This window comes from Mesorhizobium dulcispinae (assembly GCF_033977345.1).
Classification (GTDB): domain Bacteria; phylum Pseudomonadota; class Alphaproteobacteria; order Rhizobiales; family Rhizobiaceae; genus Mesorhizobium; species Mesorhizobium dulcispinae.
Genome location: NZ_JAVIIY010000008.1, coordinates 257,850 through 273,308 on the forward strand (window position 1 = coordinate 257,850; position 15,459 = coordinate 273,308).

A 15,459-nucleotide genomic window follows, 5' to 3' on the forward strand; every position below is an offset into this window, starting at 1 on the left:
GCACCACGACGCATTAGCATGTCCTAACGTCAGCCTGTGTGAAGCGGTTCACAATGCCGCCGCGCATTCGGTTTCGCCGTCGCAGGCAAATACGGCGAAGCGCTACCCTTCCCAGGCAACCGGAACCATGCCGAGCCGCTCGTAGAGCCTGAAGGCTGCGGTGTTATTGACCGTGTTGGTCTTGAGGTCGACGTGGGTAGCGCCCCTGTCCTGAAAGGCGAGAAAGACATGCCGCATCAGCGCCTCGCCGATGCCGCGTCTTCTGGAGTCCGGGTGAACCGCGAGATCTTTGACGAAGCCGGATGTCCAGCAAAGCGCGGCGCCGGCCAGCAGCCCCTTGCCGTCGATGACGAGAAAGCACAGCTCCGGATCGAACTCGGCATCGCCCGAGATACGCTCCCACCATTCGTCGAACGGGCCTTCGGCGCCATCGTCGAACGCCTCGTCCAGCAGCGCATGCAGGGCCTGCGCATCCCTGTGCTCGAATAAACGCATGACGAACCCTTCCGGCCAATGCGGCGCGGTCAGGGTGTCATCGAGAAGCTTGCGAAGGCGGACATCGTTGGGGGCAGGCGGGTTCGGACCACTTTTCTCATGCATGTCGCGGCCCCGAACAGCTACGCCCCCAGGCTGCGCATTGCAGCGGGCCGGATGCTCAGGCGCCGGGCTGAAGGCGGCGACGGTCGACGCCGAGGCCCGTCTGCTCGAGCAGGCCCTTGCGCTTGGCGTCGTAATAATAGCCGGTCTGGTAGAGCGTGTCGGCGCGCTTGGCATTGCCGCCGGAGACCAGCCAGGCGCCGCGCAGATATTTGACCGCGTATTTGAGATTGGTCTCGGCGTCGAACAGACCGCTCGCCGGCCCGTCATAGCCCATGCCGCGCGCCGTCGCGTGCTTGATCTGCATCAGACCCCAGTGGCCGTGATTGTAGGCTTTCGGGTTGAAGGTGCTTTCGCGGTTGACGACATGGCGCACCAGATCGACCGGCACTTCGTAGATCGCCGAATATTTCTCGATCAGCCGTTCGATCTCGGCACGCGGGCCGGTGGCATGCTGCTCGGGCTGGCCCGGCTGCGCAAGCAGCGCCGGGTTCTGCGGCACCACATAGGCGACCTGTTCAACGCCCGGCATGGGCGCCACCTTCGCCGACTGGCCGGTGACCGGCATGGCAACGCCGGCGGTCTTGTAGACGGCGGCTTGCTTGAGCGAAGCGGGGCCGGTCGGCGACGCGCCGGCCATCAGCACCGGCGGCGGCGGGAACTGGCCGGCGACGGGTGTCGAACCGGCGAAGGCTGCGGGCTGCGCCGGCGGCGGAAGGGCAGCACCTGGCTGCACCGGCGGCGGCAATGGCGCGCCAGGCGTCGTGGCCCCAGGCGTCGTCACCAACGCCGCGGCATCGCCGGTCAACGCCGCCGTCTGCACCTGCGCGAGGCCGGAAGGCTCCGGCAGTACGGCCACGGTTTCGGGGAGCGCGACGGTCGGTGTGTCGTCCTCGACGGCCGGCGTCGAAGCCGCCGCAAGCGCGGGCGTGGCCTTCATCTGCGAGGTCGAGGTGCAACCGCTGAGGCCGGCAGCCGCAACGAGCGCGCCGATCGCGGTGAGGATGATTTTCGCTGCCAAGCCCTGCAGGTCCGGTTGTCGGTTGTTAAAAAGTCCTTACACCAGCGATTCCAACCGGGCAATCGGGGCCGGTATGCAGGTTTCGGGTGGCGAGACTCAAAGCAAACTGCGATATTGTTCCCTATCTGTACTGGAGATGTACCCGTTTTTCGCAGTTTTGCGGAAAGGAGCACACCATGGAAAACGCGTCACCGATCACGGCCGGCCACGCAGTGTTAGAAACAGTGATCGGCTACATGGGCATCGCTTGGAGCGAAAAGGGCCTGATCCGGCTCTGTCTGCCCGAACGCAGCCGCGAAGCGGTCGAGCGCCGGCTGTTTCGCCATGCCGGCGTTTCACGCTCCACCGAGCAGCCGAAATGGGTGGCCGAATTGATCGCTTCGATCAAGGCTTATGCGGCCGGAGAGGATATCGATTTCTCCGGCGTGCCGGTCGATCTCGACGGCGTCGACGATTTCCGCCTCGCCATCTATGACGCCGCGCGCAAGCTCGGCTTCGGCGAGACCACCACCTATGGCGAATTGGCCAAGCGGGCCGGCCATTCCGGCCTCGCCCGCGAAACCGGTGCGGCCCTCGGCGCCAATCCGGTGCCGTTGGTCATTCCCTGCCACCGCATCCTTGCCGCGGGCGGCAAGATCGGCGGCTTCTCGGCCCCCGGCGGCTCCGCCACCAAGGAGAAGATGCTGGCCATGGAAGGCGTGCGCGTCGGTGCGCCGCCGGCCGCGCAGGCTTCGTTCGGATTCTGACTGGGGCGTTTCACCGTTTCACGGAAACGGGGAACCGCTCTATCTCTTTGTTTTGACGCAATCCCGGACGGAAAACCGTTTCACACTTTTCCTGGAATTGCTTTAGTCCTGCGGGAAGAGGCGGCGGCGGAAATGCCGGTCGAAGTCCGGCCGCTTGCAGACATAGACGGGGCAGGACTTGGTGTCGACGCTGGGCACGTAAGCCCTCGACCTCACCTCGCCCATATTGCAGAAGCGCTCGTCCCGCACATAGCGGTCATAGAGCGGCAGTCCCGGCACGCGGCTCGACTGGTAGCGCAGGATGACGGCACCTTGCCTGGCGATCGTCGCCTGCACGCGATCGCAGCTCATGCGCGTCGGGTCGTAGCGCGAGACGGCCTGCGCCTCGGCGGCCACCAGCGTCAGGCAGGCGGCAAGCAGAATTCTCTTCATGATCCTCTCCTACAACAGCGGGCGTATCTTGCCTCCAGGAACGCGCGCCTGGCCGCAAAACTTCCAGGACGATCGCGGGCGCCCGCTGGACGCTATCGCGGCACATGCCGGTAACGCCATCTTGTTTTCGTCCGCGAACCATACTATATCCGCCGCATTGAATTTGGCCGATCGATCGGGCCTCGCGATCTTCGCGTTTGCTGACGTCTCCAAAATTTCGATACCGCCGGCCGGGCTTTGGTCCGGTCAAACGAAGCAAATGTGAAGGGCATTTTACATGGCAACTGGTACGGTCAAGTGGTTCAACGCCACCAAGGGCTACGGCTTCATCCAGCCCGACAATGGCGGCGCGGACGTTTTCGTTCACATCTCCGCCGTCGAGCGCGCTGGCATGACCACCCTCGTTGAGGGCCAGAAGATCAACTTCGAGATCGAGCAGGACCGCCGCACCGGCAAGTCCGCCGCTGGATCTCTGAGCAAGGCAGCCTGATTTGGCTTAAGCATTTTGCAGCCAAGCGTTATCGCTTGGCGTCGCAAAAATGCGAGCAAGCAAAGGCGCGCACTGGGCGAGAGCCTGGGGCGCGCGGCAAGTCACGGATGTACTGACGGTCGCGCGATAAGCGCGCCGGAGCGGAAGGACCCGACAAGCCGAAGCAGCAGATTGCTGCCGGCCCGGCCCCGACGCTCCCGATCAGGCTACCGGCATAGGAAGGCGGGCATTGTCCCGCCTTTTTTGTTGTGGATTTTGGACGCAAGCGGTTGGCGAAGCCGGCGAAGCTGCTGTCCTTCTCCCCGTCTCTATACGGGGAGAAGGACGCTCTCATGGAAGCTTTCGCCAATTGCCGACGTGGCCTGTCTTAAGGCTGCCACTCGATCGGCACATGCCCCTTATCGGCCTCCACCCGCTTCAGCCACTCCACCACCGCCGGATAAGCATCGAGCTGGAAGCCGCCCTTCTCGGCGGTGTGGGTATAGGCGTAGAGCGCAATGTCGGCGACGCTATAAGTGCTGCCGGCGAAGAAGGCGTTCTGCTCCAGATGCTTGTTCATCACGCCGAGCGCCTTGTTGCCGCGTTCCAGAGTTTGCGCGAGCCGTTCCGGCGTCGCGTCCTCGGCCCTCTCGGGAAAGGTGAGCAGCGCCTTGCGCACAGCGATATAGGGCTCGTGGCTGTACTGCTCGAAGAACAGCCACTGATAGGCCAGCGCCCGCTCATATCTGTCGGCCGGCAGGAAGCGCGTGCCTTCGGCGAGATAGAGCAGGATGGCGTTGGATTCGGCGATGCGCCGGCCGTCGTCGAGCTCGAGCAGCGGCACCATCGCATTCGGGTTCTTGGCGACATAGTCGGCCTTGCGCGTCTCGCCGGAACGCGAGCTCACTTCGATACGAGTGAAGGGAATGCCGAGCTTGGCCATCAACAGCCGCGGCTTGTAGCAATTGCCGCTGTCGATCATGTCGTAAAGTATCATGGCTCCCTCTCCTCACGACGGTCGGCAAGGCACTACCGCGTCGGAGCGACGCTCATCCAGTGATTTGTTTTGGCGTAACCATCAGCGGCGCTGATGCAACGGCACGACCTTGTTGTCCATGCCGAGCAGCGCGTCGATCGACAGCGGCTCTTCGTTGAAGATCGTGCCGGCGAGCGCCGGGCGGGCGAGGTGGTAACCTTGCAAGAGGTCGACGCCGGCGTCGAGCGCCACACGCAGATGCCCGGCCTGCTCGATGCCTTCGACCAGCACCTTGGCGCCGCGGTCATGCAGCATCGAGACCAGCGGCCGGAAGAACCGTTCGGCGGCGGCATGGCGGCAGAACTCGGCGAACCAGCCGCCGTCGATCTTGACGATGTCCGGCAAAAGCAGGCTCATGCGCGCTTCGGTGGAATGTCCGGTGCCGAAATCGTCGATGGCGATGCGGATGCCGTCACGCCTCATCTCGCGCACAAGGCCGGCAAGCACATGCTCGTCGGCCGCCTGTTCGGTGATCTCGCAGACCAGCATGGCGGGTTCGAGGCCGAAATCGCCGAGATGCCTGGTCATAAGGCGGATCTCGGCCAGCGCCCGCCCGAGGTGATCGTTGATCATCGGGTTGTAGTTGAAAAACAGGGTGAGACCATCGACGCCGATGTTGCGGTAGTTGCGGAGATGCAGCATCCGGCACATCGTCTCGACGAACAACCGGTCCGATGCCGCGACGCTGCCGAAGAAAACCTGCGGCGCAACGGGTGTTGCGACCCGACGCGGCTCGATCAGCGCTTCGACGGCGACAGCCTTGAGCGTGCTGCCCTGCGGCGCGAAGATCGGCTGGTAGGCGCTCCATAGCCGGAACTCGCCATAGACGCCGAATTGCAGGCCGATTTCGTCGGTGAAGATCGCCTCGGCGGCATTGCGCCGTCTCTCGGTCCGCACGATCATGGCGCCCCCTTGCGCCCGAACGCCCTCGCCGGCCGCGACGGCGGCGCAGGAGCGGGATCGGTGGCGGCCGTGGCCTTGCTCTCCTCGGCCGCGGGCGCCTGCACGCTCTTGCCGAAGACGCGAAAACTGGTGGGCGCAAGCTCCGGCCGGGCGAGCACATAGCCTTGCACCATCGAGGCTCCGGATTTCTCGGCGAGGTCGAGCTGCCAGCCTTCCTCGATGCCTTCGAAAACTGTGCGGATGCCCTGGCTTTCGAAGCTCTTCACCATCGTGGTCAGCAAGGCGAATCCGGCCCCGGATTCCATGAGCTGCGTGATCCAATGGGCGTCGAACTTGACGATGTCCGGCCGCAATTCCTTGATGCGGTTGATGTCGGAATCGTCGGAACCGTAGTCGTCGACGGCAATGCGCAAGCCGTTGGCGCGCAACGCCTCGACAAAGCCGTAGAGCGCCTCCTGCGAAGCCGATCTCTGCTCGGTGACCTCGCACACGATGCGGCGCGGATCGATGCCGGCCTCGTGCAGCACCAGGCGCATGTCGCGCAGCGCTTTGTCGACGATGGCACGATCGGTGAACACGGACGGATCGAAATTGACGAAGATGGACGCCTCTTGCGGCAGACAGGCGCCGGCGTTGAGCAGATGCAACGTCCTGGTCAGCGCCTCGATATGCAGCCGGTCGCCCGCGGGGCAAGTGCCGAAGAAACTCATCGGCGACTGCGGCTCGCCGTCGCGGAACGGCCGGATAAGCCCCTCGAAGGCCACGACCGAAAGCTTGCCCTCGTTGAAGGCGAAGATGGGCTGGAAGGCGCTCTGCAACGTATAGATGCCCCAGACACCGGTGGAGGTGCCGTCATCATGACGGATGATGTGGGCGAGCCCGATGCTGCGCGACAAAGGTCCCTCGCTCCGCAAATTGAGCGGAATTCGATCTGCGATCTTGCCAGCCAAGGGTTTACCGGTCGTTGATGAATTTATAGTTGCCGCTCACGCCACCTTGACCTCTGGATCATCCGACAATGCTTGCGCTGGAGCCTGCGATGCGACATGAGAGGCGCCGCGGCCGCTCCTGGCCGCGCCATTCTCTTGGAGACGCTCTGTCATGGCCTTTCTTGCCGACGCCCTTTCCCGCGTGAAGCCTTCCGCGACCATCGCGGTGACGCAGAAAGCGCGCGAGCTGAAAAATGCCGGCCGTGACGTCATCGGCCTCGGCGCCGGCGAACCGGACTTCGACACGCCCGACAACATCAAGAACGCGGCGATCGACGCGATCCGCCGCGGCGAGACCAAGTATCCGCCGGTTTCCGGCATCGCGCCGCTGCGCGAGGCGATTGCGAAAAAGTTCAAGCGCGAGAACAATCTCGATTACCGGCCGGAGCAGACCATCGTCGGCACCGGCGGCAAGCAGATCCTGTTCAACGCCTTCATGGCGACGCTGAACCCCGGCGACGAGGTCATCATCCCGCGCCCCTATTGGGTGAGCTACCCGGAAATGGTGGCGATCTGCGGCGGCACGTCGGTTTTTGCCGACACCTCGATCGACAACGGCTTCAAGCTGACGGCCGAGGTGCTGGAAAAGGCGATCACGCCGAAGACGAAATGGCTGCTGATGAACTCGCCGTCCAACCCGTCCGGCGCCGCTTACACCGAAGCCGAGCTTCGCGCACTGGCCGACGTGCTGCTCAAGCACCCGCATGTCTGGACATTGACCGACGACATGTATGAGCACCTGACCTATGGCGACTTCGTCTTCAAGACCATCGCCGAGGTCGAGCCGAGCCTCTACGAGCGCACGCTGACCATGAACGGCGTATCGAAAGCCTATGCCATGACCGGCTGGCGCATCGGCTACGCCGCCGGCCCGGTGCCGCTGATCAAAGCGATGGACATGATCCAGGGCCAGCAGACCTCGGGCGCCTGCACCATCGCGCAGTGGGCTTCCGTCGAGGCGCTAAACGGCCCGCAGGACTTCATCGCCAGGAACAAGGCGATCTTCCAGGGCCGGCGCGACCTCGTCGTGTCGATGCTCAACCAGGCGCGCGGCATCTCCTGCCCGTCGCCGGAGGGCGCCTTCTATGTCTATCCGTCCTGCGCAGAGCTGATCGGCAAGAAGACGAAGGCTGGCAAGGTCATCGACAGCGACGAGGCCTTCTGCTCGGAACTGCTCGATGGCGAAGGCGTTGCGGTGGTGTTCGGCTCCGCCTTCGGTCTCGGCCCGAACTTCCGCATCTCTTACGCCACCTCGGAGGCGCTGCTGGAAGAGGCCTGCACCCGCATCCAGCGCTTCACCGCATCGCTGACCTGACCGGCAACGCGGCCGGCCAATGAGAAAAACCCGGCTTCGCGCCGGGTTTTTGTTGGACGGCGCTCAGCCGCCATATTGCTCGTCGGAGACCGCCTCGAGCCACTCGGCATGGACGCCGTCCAGCGCCTCCTGCATGGCGACATGCGTCATGGTGGTTTTCGGTCCGGCGCCGTGCCAGTGCTTCTCGCCGGGCGCGAAGGAGATGACGTCGCCCGCCCTGATCACTTCGATCGGCCCGCCCCATGTCTGCGCAAGCCCTGCGCCGGCCGTGACGTAGAGCGTCTGGCCGAGCGGATGCGTGTGCCAATGGGTGCGGGCGCCCGGTTCGAAGCTGACCAGCGTCGCCCTCAGCCGCGCCGGCGCCTCCTTCTCGATGATCGGCGTCTGCAGCACCTTGCCGGTGAAATACTTTTCGGGCGCGATGATCGTCGCAACGCTGCCGCACGCAATGATCTTCATCGTAGAAATCCTCAATCGTTGATGAATCGGCAAACCGCGAGCGCGGCTTCTCGCAGTCTAGTTTCATCCCGGCACGGGGTCAGTGCAACCGGCCTTTCCGATTGTCGATCGTGATGGCATCGAAACACGCTTCGATGCCGCCTCAAGTCATTTCGTTAGCCATTTAAAATACTGTCATAAATCGTTGCTTTTTAACCATAAAATGACGCGTTCAGCGATGCATCGGAGAACAGTGCAAGACAGCTGCCATGCTCAATGTCTTTTTAACGGCTCGGCTCTAGCCATTAGCCTGTGCTGTGGGGGCGCGGACATGAGCATCTTGGCGACAATCAAGGATCATAGCGGCAGGATTTACCGCGGCATCCAGGCGCTGCTTGTGGCAAGCATCGCCGCCACCGCGATTGCCGCCTTTGGCCTGACCGAAGACCCCTCCCGCGCCACGGCTCTCGCCATGTCGGTCGCATCGACCAGCCTGGCGCTCCTGGTGCTGATGTATATGCGCTCGAGCGTCGTCCAGAGCCTGCAGTCGGCGGCGGATGCAGAAGCTCAGAAGCACCGCTTTCTCAGCATCGACGCCATGACCGGCGCCATGACCCGGCGCTATTTCCTCGAGGCGTTGAGCGACAGGCTGGGCACCTTGCGCAATCGGCGGCAGGCGAGCCTGGTTCTGATCGACCTCGATCATTTCAAGCAGCTCAACGACACCTTTGGCCATCAGTTCGGCGACCTTGCCCTCGCCTATCTGGTCAAGGAAGCGGAGCGCATCTTCGCCGACGGTATCATCGGACGTCTGGGCGGCGACGAGTTCGGCGTCATTATCCCGCATGGCGACGCGGCCGCGCTCAACAAGGATGTGCGCCGGCTGCTCGACGCAATGCGGGCCGGAAAGCGGCATGAAGGCAAGATCATTCCGCTGTCGATCTCGCTGGGGGTGGCGCTTGCGCCGCTGCACGCCTCAAACCCCACCGAGCTGATGTTGCTTGCCGACCTCGCGCTCTACGAAAGCAAGGCGGCAGGCCGGGGCCGCGTCACCGTCTTCGACGAGGAGATGCTCTCGGACAAGCGATATCGCCGCCTCATCGAGCGCGAGCTGCGCGCCGCCGTCTATCTCGGCGAGCTGGAGCTCCACTATCAGCCGATCGTCGGCGCCGAGGGTTCCATCGACGCGCTCGAGGGCTTGATCCGCTGGCGCCATCCCGTCCGCGGCCTGATATCGCCGGCCGAATTCATCCCGATCGCCGAGCGCTCGACCTTGATCGACATGATCGGCGAGTGGGTGTTCAAGCGCGCCTGCGCCGATATCGGGCACTTTCCGGGGCGCCGCATCTCGATCAACGTCTCCGGCGAGCAGTTGAAGCGGGACGAGATCGTGACGATGTGCGAGCGCGTTCTGCACGAGACCGGCCGGTCGGCATCCTCCTTCATCATCGAGATCACCGAGACGGTTGCGACCGCCGCGACACCGGAAATCCTCAGGCGCCTGGAAGCCTTGCGCGGGCTCGGCTTCCGTATCGCGCTTGACGACTTCGGCACCGGTCACTGCGGCTTCAACTATCTGAAGACCCTGCCCATCGACAGCGTCAAGATCGACCGCTCCTACATCCGCAGCCTCGCCCACGACCAGGTGGCGCAGATCTTCGTTTCCGCGCTCGCCCAGATCGCGCGCATCCAGGACATCACCATCGTCGCTGAGGGCGTGGAGACGGCGGAGGAGTTCACCCTTGCCCGTACGGCGGGCTGCAGCCGTTTCCAGGGCTATTTCTTCGGCAAGCCGGCACCACGCGACAAGACGAGCGCGCTCTGCGCTGCCGACAATCAGCCGCTGACCCTGAGCGCCTGACAAACCAGGCGCCCGACAAACCGAAGCCGGCGCACTTCCTATTTTTCTTGCCCTCTCCGCGAACCCGTGTGACGATGGCCGTGGGCAGGTGGTGAGCAACAACCCCGCCCGCGACGGCCGAACAGGCCGGCCGCCGCTCTTCTAGAGAGTGCGATCGGACGCAAAACCGGTTTCCACTTTTGCTGATCGCTCTCTTGGGAAACGCCTGAGTGGAGGTCAGCCATGGGTACTCGCGCCGGAGGACGACGCACGGGACCGAAATGCATTGCCATAGTCGGTCCCTTCGCAAGCGGTAAGACGACACTTCTCGAAGCAATCCTCGCCCGCACGGGCGCCATCCCCCGCCAGAATCCCGTCTCATCGGGCAACACTGTTTCCGATCATTCGCCAGAAGCCCGTGCCCACGCCATGAGCGTCGAGGCGACCTTCGCCACCACGGAGTTCATGGGCGAGCAGTTCACCTTCGTCGACTGCCCCGGCTCCATTGAATTCGCCTTCGAGGCCGAGCCCGTGCTTGCAGCCTGCGATGTCGCAGTCGTCGTCGCCGAAGCGGACGAAAAGAAGATACCCGCGCTCCAGCTCATCATGCGCAAGCTCGACGATCTCGGCGTGCCGCGCATCCTGTTCCTCAACAAGGTGGACAAGGCGATCGCCGGCGTGCGCGAGACGCTCAAGATGCTGCAGCCGGCCAGCTCGGCGCCGCTGCTGCTGCGCCAGATTCCGCTGCGCAAGGACGGCGTCGTCATCGGCTCGATCGATCTCGCGCTGGAGCGCGCCTATGTCTACCGCGAATATGCCGAAAGCCAGGTCGCCGAGATTCCGGACGACGACAAGGCGCGCGAGCTCGAGGCCCGCTTCTCGATGCTGGAAACGCTCGCCGACCATGACGACCAGCTGATGGAACAGCTGCTAGAGGAGATCGAACCGCCGAAGGACGCGATCTTCGATGACCTTGCCGCCGACCTCCGCGCCGGCACGGTGACGCCGGTGCTGATCGGCACCGCCGAGAAGGGCAATGGCGTGCTGCGCCTGTTGAAGACGATCCGCCACGATGCGCCGGACGTCGAGGCGACCTGCAAGCGCCTGGGCGCGCCGGACGGCAGCCAGACGGTCGTGCAGGTGATGAAGACCATCCACACCGCGCATGGCGGCAAGCTGTCGGTGTCGCGTGTGCTTTCCGGCCAGTTGGCCGATGCGGCCGAGCTGTTCCTCTCCAACGGCGACACGACCAAAGTCTCCGGCATCTACAAAATGCTTGGCAAGGATCAGTTGAAGCTGTCGTTAGCCAAGGCGGGCGACACCGTCGCGCTCGGCAAGCTCGACAATGTCAGGACCGGCCAGACGCTGAGTTCGGCCAAGGGCGGCATCAAGCCGCTGATCGCACTGGAGCCGCCGCAGCCCGTATTCGCCTTTGCGCTGCGCCCCAAGGAGCGCAAGGACGAGGTCAAGATGTCGGCGGCGATCCAGAGGCTTGCCGAGGAGGATCCCTCGCTCAGCCTGCATCACAACCAGGACTCCGCCGAGACCGTGTTGTCGGGCCATGGCGAAATGCACCTGCGCGTCGTGCGCGAGCGCCTGGAGGGCAAGAACCAGATCCCGATCGAAGGCCACTCGCCGGCGGTGCCCTATCGCGAGACGATCCGCAAATCCGCGCAGCAGCGCGGCCGCCACAAGAAACAGTCCGGCGGCCACGGTCAGTTCGGCGACGTGGTGATCGAGATCAAGCCGCTGCCGCGCGGCTCGGGCTTCCAGTTCACCGACACCATCACGGGTGGCGTCGTGCCCAAGACCTACATCCAGTCGGTGGAGACAGGCATTCGCGACTATCTGAGGACCGGTCCGCTCGGCTTCCCGGTGGTCGATGTAGCCGTCAACCTGTCGGACGGCTCCTACCACGCGGTCGACTCCTCCGACATGGCCTTCCAGATGGCGGCGAAGCTGGCAATGAAGGAGGGCATGGCGGCCTGTTCGCCGGTCCTGCTGGAGCCGATCATGAAGGTCGAGATCGTCACGCCCTCCGATGCGACCTCGAAGATCATCGCATTGATCCCGCAGCGGCGCGGCCAGATCCTCGGCTATGACGCGCGGCCCGACTGGCCGGGCTGGGACGTGGTCGAGGCGACCATGCCCCAGGCCGAGATCGGCGACCTGATCATCGAGCTGCGCTCGGCGACGGCAGGCGTCGCCAGCTACAAGGCCGCCTTCGACCATATGGCCGAACTGACCGGCCGCCTGGCCGACGAGGCGATGAACGCCAACGGCAAGGCAGCCTGACCGATTTGGTTGAAGACGCGAAAACGGCGCCCGGATCATCCGGACGCCGTTTCTTATTGCGGACCGTCTTCCTGGGAGGCAACGGCAGGTCCGCCGCATCAGGAAATGGTTCGGACGCGGTAGCTGCCTGAGCCCGGCCTGCCCGAGTGATGCCCCCATCTCCCGAACCGACCAACCGCGTCCTACGATCTACTTAATTGATAGAGTGCGTCCGCGACATGTTACCCGATGTTACATGTCACTGTTACGTGGCCCCCGCGCACACATTTCCGCTATCGGCGTGACCTCAGGGCAACAAAAAAGCCGGATCAATAAAGATCCGGCTGAGTTTGATTGGAAGTGCCGATTAGGGCAAACCTCCAGAGGGGAACACTCGAGGGCGCTAATGGGAGGAGAACGCGCCCTGGAGATGAACTATATATGTGCTCATCATGCCCAAGAAACAAGCATCTATTTTGCAACACACGCATGCAAAAAGACGCAGGCTGTGGTCTAACCCTTTCGGAGAACCGATAGGACCAGAAAAAATCGCCGAATCCTGCGCCATTCCGGACTGAAAGCGATAGCTGATATGCAAAACGGATCAGATTCCGGTCGCGAAATACGCTAAATTCAAAATGACGCGAACTCGGGCAGGTCGCGTTTATTTTTGCGGCAGGAGCGCCCGATGCGAACTTTTTCGGCAATTGCCGGCAGCGCTGTGTTCTTTGTCGCCGCCCCCGGCGTCGTCGCCGGGTTGCTCCCCTGGTTGCTGACCGACCGCTATCGCATGCCGCAGTCCACCGTGCCGGGTTTTGTGCCGGCCGGCTGGATCCTCGTCGTCGGCGCCTCGGCGGTCCTGCTTCATGCCTTCGCGCGCTTCGCGCTCGAGGGCCTGGGCACGCCGGCCCCTGTCGCGCCGACCGAGAAGCTCGTTGTCGGCGGCGTCTATCGCCATGTCCGCAACCCCATGTATGTGGCGGTGCTGTCGATCATCCTCGGCCAGGCGCTCATCTTTTCGAACGGGGCCGTGTTCGTCTATGGCCTGATCGCCGCTGCGGCGATGATCTCCTTCGTCAAATTCTACGAAGAGCCGACGCTCGCCCGCCGCTATGGCGCCGAATACGAAACCTATCGCCGCGCCGTCCCCGGCTGGCTGCCGCGCATCACGCCCTGGCGCGGGTAGTCCGCGCCCGGGTTGCGCCGAGATTCAGGTCAGGCCGAGTCGAGAATGGTGGCTTCCGAGAACCGGAGCGGAGCGTACTTAAAGTACGTGAGCACCGGAAGCGCAGGCAGCCGCCATTCGCAGGCCGGCCTCACCTGAATCTCGACGCAACCCTGCCTAGTAGGACCAGCTGCGCGCCTTCGCGATAATGAAATCGCGGAACACATGCAACTTCGCCTGGTTCTTCATCGCATCCGGATAGGCGAAATAGGTGTCGAAGGACGGCACCTCGGTCTCGGGCAGCAACTGGACCAGGTTCGAGTCCTTGCTGATGACGTAGTCGGGCAGCATGGCGATGCCGGCGCCGCCCTGGACCGCGCGCTTGATCGACAGGATGTCGTTGATCTGCAGCGTCGGCACTCTTTGGCCGCCCTCGAAATCGCCGACCGTTTCCAGCCAGTTCAGTTCCGACAGATGCGAGGGCACCGGCACGCCGAAGGTGACGATCCGGTGGTTCCTGAGCTCGGCGATCGAGGCAGGCTTGCCGAACTTCGCCACATAGGAGGGCGCCGCATAGAGATGGAAATGCACGGTGAACAGCCTGCGCTGGATGAGATCCGGCTGCTGCGGCTGCCTGAGGCGGATGGCGCAGTCGGCCTGGCGCATGGTAAGGTCGAGCTCCTCATTGGCAAGGATGAGCTGCAGGCTGATCTCGGGATAGAGCTCGATGAATTCCTGCACGCGCTCGGTCAGCCAGCCGGCGCCCAGGCCTACGGTGGTCGTGACCCTCAGCACGCCGGAGGGGCGATCCTTGGTCTCGGTCAGCCGCGACTTGATCGTCTCCAGCTTCATCAGCACGTCATGCGCCGTGCGGAACAGCATCTCGCCCTGCTCGGTCAGCACGAGGCCGCGCGCGTGGCGATGAAACAGCGCCACGCCGACATCGTGCTCCAGCGCGCTGACCTGGCGCGAGATCGCCGATTGCGACAGATGCAGCGTCTCGGCGGCATGGGTGAACGACCCAGCCTCCGCCGCAGCGTGAAACACGCGTAGCTTGTCCCAGTCCAGCGCCATGATTCCCCTCGTGTTGCCTTTGGCGTCTGAATGAAAAATCAGGCTTTTAAACGGCTTTTTTCAGCCGATCGATTATTCCGCCGCCTCGCGGTGAACCTCGATCCCCGCCAGATACTTTTCCGCCTCGAGTGCGGCCATGCAGCCGAGCCCTGCCGCCGTCACCGCCTGCCGGTAGACGTCGTCGGTGACGTCGCCGGCGGCAAACACGCCGGGAACGTCGGTGCGGGTCGAATCCGGCGCCGTCCACAGATAGCCGTTCGGCTTCTGCTTGAGCTTGCCGACGAAGAGCTCGACCGCCGGCGCGTGGCCTATCGCGACGAAGACGCCATCGACCTTCAGCCGCGACACTTCTCCTGTCGCCACATTGCGCAGCTTCAGTCCTTCGACAGAAGGCGGTAGCGGCGCCTTGCCCGGTTGCCCGGTGATCTCGTCGACGACCGTATCCCAGATGACGCGGATATTATCCTTCTGGAACAGCCGCTCACGCAGGATGCGTTCGGCGCGGAAATCGCCGCGCCGGTGAATGACGGTGACGCTCTTGGCGAGGTTGGCGAGATAGAGCGCCTCTTCGACCGCGGAATTGCCACCGCCGACCACCGCGACGTCCTTGCCGCGATAGAAGAAGCCGTCGCAGGTGGCGCAGGCCGATACGCCGAAGCCCATGAAAGTCTGCTCCGAGGGGATGCCCAGCCACTTGGCCTGCGCGCCGGTGGCAATTATCAAGGCATCAGCGGTGTAGACGGTGCCGGAATCGCCGGTGGCGCGGAACGGCCGCACATTGAGGTCGACCTCGGTGATGATGTCGTTGACGATCTCGGTGCCGACATGCTCGGCCTGCTTGAGCATCTGCTCCATCAGCCACGGACCCTGGATCGGATCGGCGAAGCCCGGATAGTTTTCGACATCGGTGGTGATCATCAGCTGGCCGCCCTGCTGCAGGCCGGCGACGAGCATCGGCTTCAGCATGGCGCGGGCGGCATAGATCGCTGCCGTATAGCCGGCCGGACCGGAGCCGATGATGAGAACGGGCGCGTGTTTGGTGTTCATAAAAAAAGTCCCCTGCGGCTCGAGGCCGTGGTTTGTCGCCGACAATGTAAGTGTTGCCCGGCAAGCCAGCAAGGCAAGTTGGCTTTAGTCCCCGGAAAGCTTCCTGGCACGGC

The 15,459-nt window shown here is 63.7% G+C and carries 16 protein-coding genes; 7 read left to right on the forward strand and 9 right to left on the reverse strand.

The window, feature by feature from the left end:
• Positions 1-102 precede the first annotated feature (102 nt).
• Together RFN30_RS19265 and RFN30_RS19270 are read right to left on the reverse strand one after the other, a co-directional pair.
• Positions 103-600 (reverse strand): GNAT family N-acetyltransferase, encoded by a 498-nt coding sequence (locus RFN30_RS19265; RefSeq protein WP_320263663.1) that lies wholly within the window; start codon positions 598-600, stop codon positions 103-105.
• A 55-nt stretch (positions 601-655) separates the two neighbouring features.
• Entirely contained in the window at positions 656-1,618 is a 963-nt protein-coding gene (locus tag RFN30_RS19270) for a transglycosylase SLT domain-containing protein (RefSeq protein ID WP_320263664.1), read from the reverse strand.
• A 176-nt stretch (positions 1,619-1,794) separates the two neighbouring features.
• Here RFN30_RS19270 and RFN30_RS19275 point away from each other — a divergent pair, with 176 nt between their 5' ends.
• Complete coding sequence (locus RFN30_RS19275) at positions 1,795-2,364, forward strand: methylated-DNA--[protein]-cysteine S-methyltransferase (RefSeq protein ID WP_320263665.1); 570 nt, start codon at positions 1,795-1,797, stop codon at positions 2,362-2,364.
• Between the two features lie 102 nt (positions 2,365-2,466).
• Here RFN30_RS19275 and RFN30_RS19280 read toward each other — a convergent pair whose 3' ends face one another.
• A complete protein-coding gene (locus RFN30_RS19280; protein ID WP_320263666.1) occupies positions 2,467-2,796 on the reverse strand; it encodes a hypothetical protein in 330 nt (109 codons plus the stop codon).
• On the opposite strand from RFN30_RS19280, the gene RFN30_RS19285 reads away from it, so the two are divergent.
• Both RFN30_RS19285 and RFN30_RS19290 read left to right on the forward strand, forming a co-directional pair.
• A complete protein-coding gene (locus RFN30_RS19285; protein WP_320263667.1) occupies positions 2,795-3,061 on the forward strand; it encodes a hypothetical protein in 267 nt (88 codons plus the stop codon). The genes RFN30_RS19280 and RFN30_RS19285 overlap by 2 nt on opposite strands.
• Before the next feature lie 12 nt (positions 3,062-3,073).
• A complete protein-coding gene (locus RFN30_RS19290) occupies positions 3,074-3,286 on the forward strand; it encodes a cold-shock protein (protein ID WP_040970890.1) in 213 nt (70 codons plus the stop codon).
• Between the two features lie 367 nt (positions 3,287-3,653).
• Here the strand turns inward: RFN30_RS19290 and RFN30_RS19295 are convergent, their stop codons facing one another.
• From RFN30_RS19295 to RFN30_RS19305, 3 genes are all read right to left on the reverse strand, one after another.
• Positions 3,654-4,262: a glutathione S-transferase family protein gene (locus RFN30_RS19295; protein ID WP_320263668.1), complete on the reverse strand. Its 609-nt coding sequence runs from the start codon at positions 4,260-4,262 to the stop codon at positions 3,654-3,656.
• 81 nt (positions 4,263-4,343) lie between these two features.
• Entirely contained in the window at positions 4,344-5,204 is an 861-nt protein-coding gene (locus RFN30_RS19300; RefSeq protein WP_320263669.1) for an EAL domain-containing protein, read from the reverse strand.
• The gene (locus RFN30_RS19305) at positions 5,201-6,100 is read right to left on the reverse strand and encodes an EAL domain-containing protein (protein ID WP_320263670.1); all 900 of its coding nucleotides are present in this window, start codon (positions 6,098-6,100) and stop codon (positions 5,201-5,203) included. Before RFN30_RS19305 ends, RFN30_RS19300 begins: the two co-directional genes overlap by 4 nt.
• A 205-nt stretch (positions 6,101-6,305) precedes the next feature.
• Between RFN30_RS19305 and RFN30_RS19310 the strand changes: the two genes are divergently transcribed.
• Positions 6,306-7,508 (forward strand): pyridoxal phosphate-dependent aminotransferase, encoded by a 1,203-nt coding sequence (locus RFN30_RS19310; RefSeq protein WP_320263671.1) that lies wholly within the window; start codon positions 6,306-6,308, stop codon positions 7,506-7,508.
• A 63-nt stretch (positions 7,509-7,571) separates the two neighbouring features.
• Here the strand turns inward: RFN30_RS19310 and RFN30_RS19315 are convergent, their stop codons facing one another.
• On the reverse strand, positions 7,572-7,967 hold the full coding sequence (locus tag RFN30_RS19315) for a (R)-mandelonitrile lyase (RefSeq protein ID WP_320263672.1): 396 nt from the start codon (positions 7,965-7,967) through the stop codon (positions 7,572-7,574).
• A gap of 310 nt (positions 7,968-8,277) precedes the next feature.
• On the opposite strand from RFN30_RS19315, the gene RFN30_RS19320 reads away from it, so the two are divergent.
• The 3 genes from RFN30_RS19320 to RFN30_RS19330 all read left to right on the forward strand — a co-directional run bounded on the left by RFN30_RS19320 (position 8,278) and on the right by RFN30_RS19330 (position 13,246).
• Entirely contained in the window at positions 8,278-9,807 is a 1,530-nt protein-coding gene (locus tag RFN30_RS19320; RefSeq protein WP_320263673.1) for a putative bifunctional diguanylate cyclase/phosphodiesterase, read from the forward strand.
• Positions 9,808-10,029: 222 nt separating this feature from the next.
• The gene (locus RFN30_RS19325) at positions 10,030-12,081 is read left to right on the forward strand and encodes an elongation factor G (RefSeq protein ID WP_320263674.1); all 2,052 of its coding nucleotides are present in this window, start codon (positions 10,030-10,032) and stop codon (positions 12,079-12,081) included.
• Between the two features lie 667 nt (positions 12,082-12,748).
• Positions 12,749-13,246: a methyltransferase family protein gene (locus RFN30_RS19330; RefSeq protein ID WP_320263675.1), complete on the forward strand. Its 498-nt coding sequence runs from the start codon at positions 12,749-12,751 to the stop codon at positions 13,244-13,246.
• 156 nt (positions 13,247-13,402) lie between these two features.
• Here the strand turns inward: RFN30_RS19330 and RFN30_RS19335 are convergent, their stop codons facing one another.
• Positions 13,403-14,299, reverse strand: a complete 897-nt coding sequence (locus RFN30_RS19335) for a LysR family transcriptional regulator (protein WP_040970899.1) — start codon at positions 14,297-14,299, stop codon at positions 13,403-13,405.
• A 72-nt stretch (positions 14,300-14,371) separates the two neighbouring features.
• The gene (trxB, locus tag RFN30_RS19340; RefSeq protein WP_320263676.1) at positions 14,372-15,346 is read right to left on the reverse strand and encodes a thioredoxin-disulfide reductase; all 975 of its coding nucleotides are present in this window, start codon (positions 15,344-15,346) and stop codon (positions 14,372-14,374) included.
• Positions 15,347-15,459 lie beyond the last annotated feature (113 nt).

Bases quoted from the DNA above. Each gene is read 5' to 3' on its own strand.
- RFN30_RS19275 (WP_320263665.1), top strand. From the start codon at position 1,795: ATGGAAAACGCGTCACCGATCACGGCCGGCCACGCAGTGTTAGAAACA.
- RFN30_RS19280 (WP_320263666.1), bottom strand. From the start codon at position 2,796: ATGAAGAGAATTCTGCTTGCCGCCTGCCTGACGCTGGTGGCCGCCGAG.
- RFN30_RS19290 (WP_040970890.1), top strand. From the start codon at position 3,074: ATGGCAACTGGTACGGTCAAGTGGTTCAACGCCACCAAGGGCTACGGC.
- RFN30_RS19325 (WP_320263674.1), top strand. From the start codon at position 10,030: ATGGGTACTCGCGCCGGAGGACGACGCACGGGACCGAAATGCATTGCC.
- RFN30_RS19310 (WP_320263671.1), top strand. From the start codon at position 6,306: ATGGCCTTTCTTGCCGACGCCCTTTCCCGCGTGAAGCCTTCCGCGACC.
- RFN30_RS19300 (WP_320263669.1), bottom strand. From the start codon at position 5,204: ATGATCGTGCGGACCGAGAGACGGCGCAATGCCGCCGAGGCGATCTTC.
- RFN30_RS19315 (WP_320263672.1), bottom strand. From the start codon at position 7,967: ATGAAGATCATTGCGTGCGGCAGCGTTGCGACGATCATCGCGCCCGAA.
- trxB (WP_320263676.1), bottom strand. From the start codon at position 15,346: ATGAACACCAAACACGCGCCCGTTCTCATCATCGGCTCCGGTCCGGCC.
- RFN30_RS19335 (WP_040970899.1), bottom strand. From the start codon at position 14,299: ATGGCGCTGGACTGGGACAAGCTACGCGTGTTTCACGCTGCGGCGGAG.
- RFN30_RS19320 (WP_320263673.1), top strand. From the start codon at position 8,278: ATGAGCATCTTGGCGACAATCAAGGATCATAGCGGCAGGATTTACCGC.
- RFN30_RS19295 (WP_320263668.1), bottom strand. From the start codon at position 4,262: ATGATACTTTACGACATGATCGACAGCGGCAATTGCTACAAGCCGCGG.
- RFN30_RS19265 (WP_320263663.1), bottom strand. From the start codon at position 600: ATGCATGAGAAAAGTGGTCCGAACCCGCCTGCCCCCAACGATGTCCGC.
- RFN30_RS19330 (WP_320263675.1), top strand. From the start codon at position 12,749: ATGCGAACTTTTTCGGCAATTGCCGGCAGCGCTGTGTTCTTTGTCGCC.
- RFN30_RS19285 (WP_320263667.1), top strand. From the start codon at position 2,795: ATGATCCTCTCCTACAACAGCGGGCGTATCTTGCCTCCAGGAACGCGC.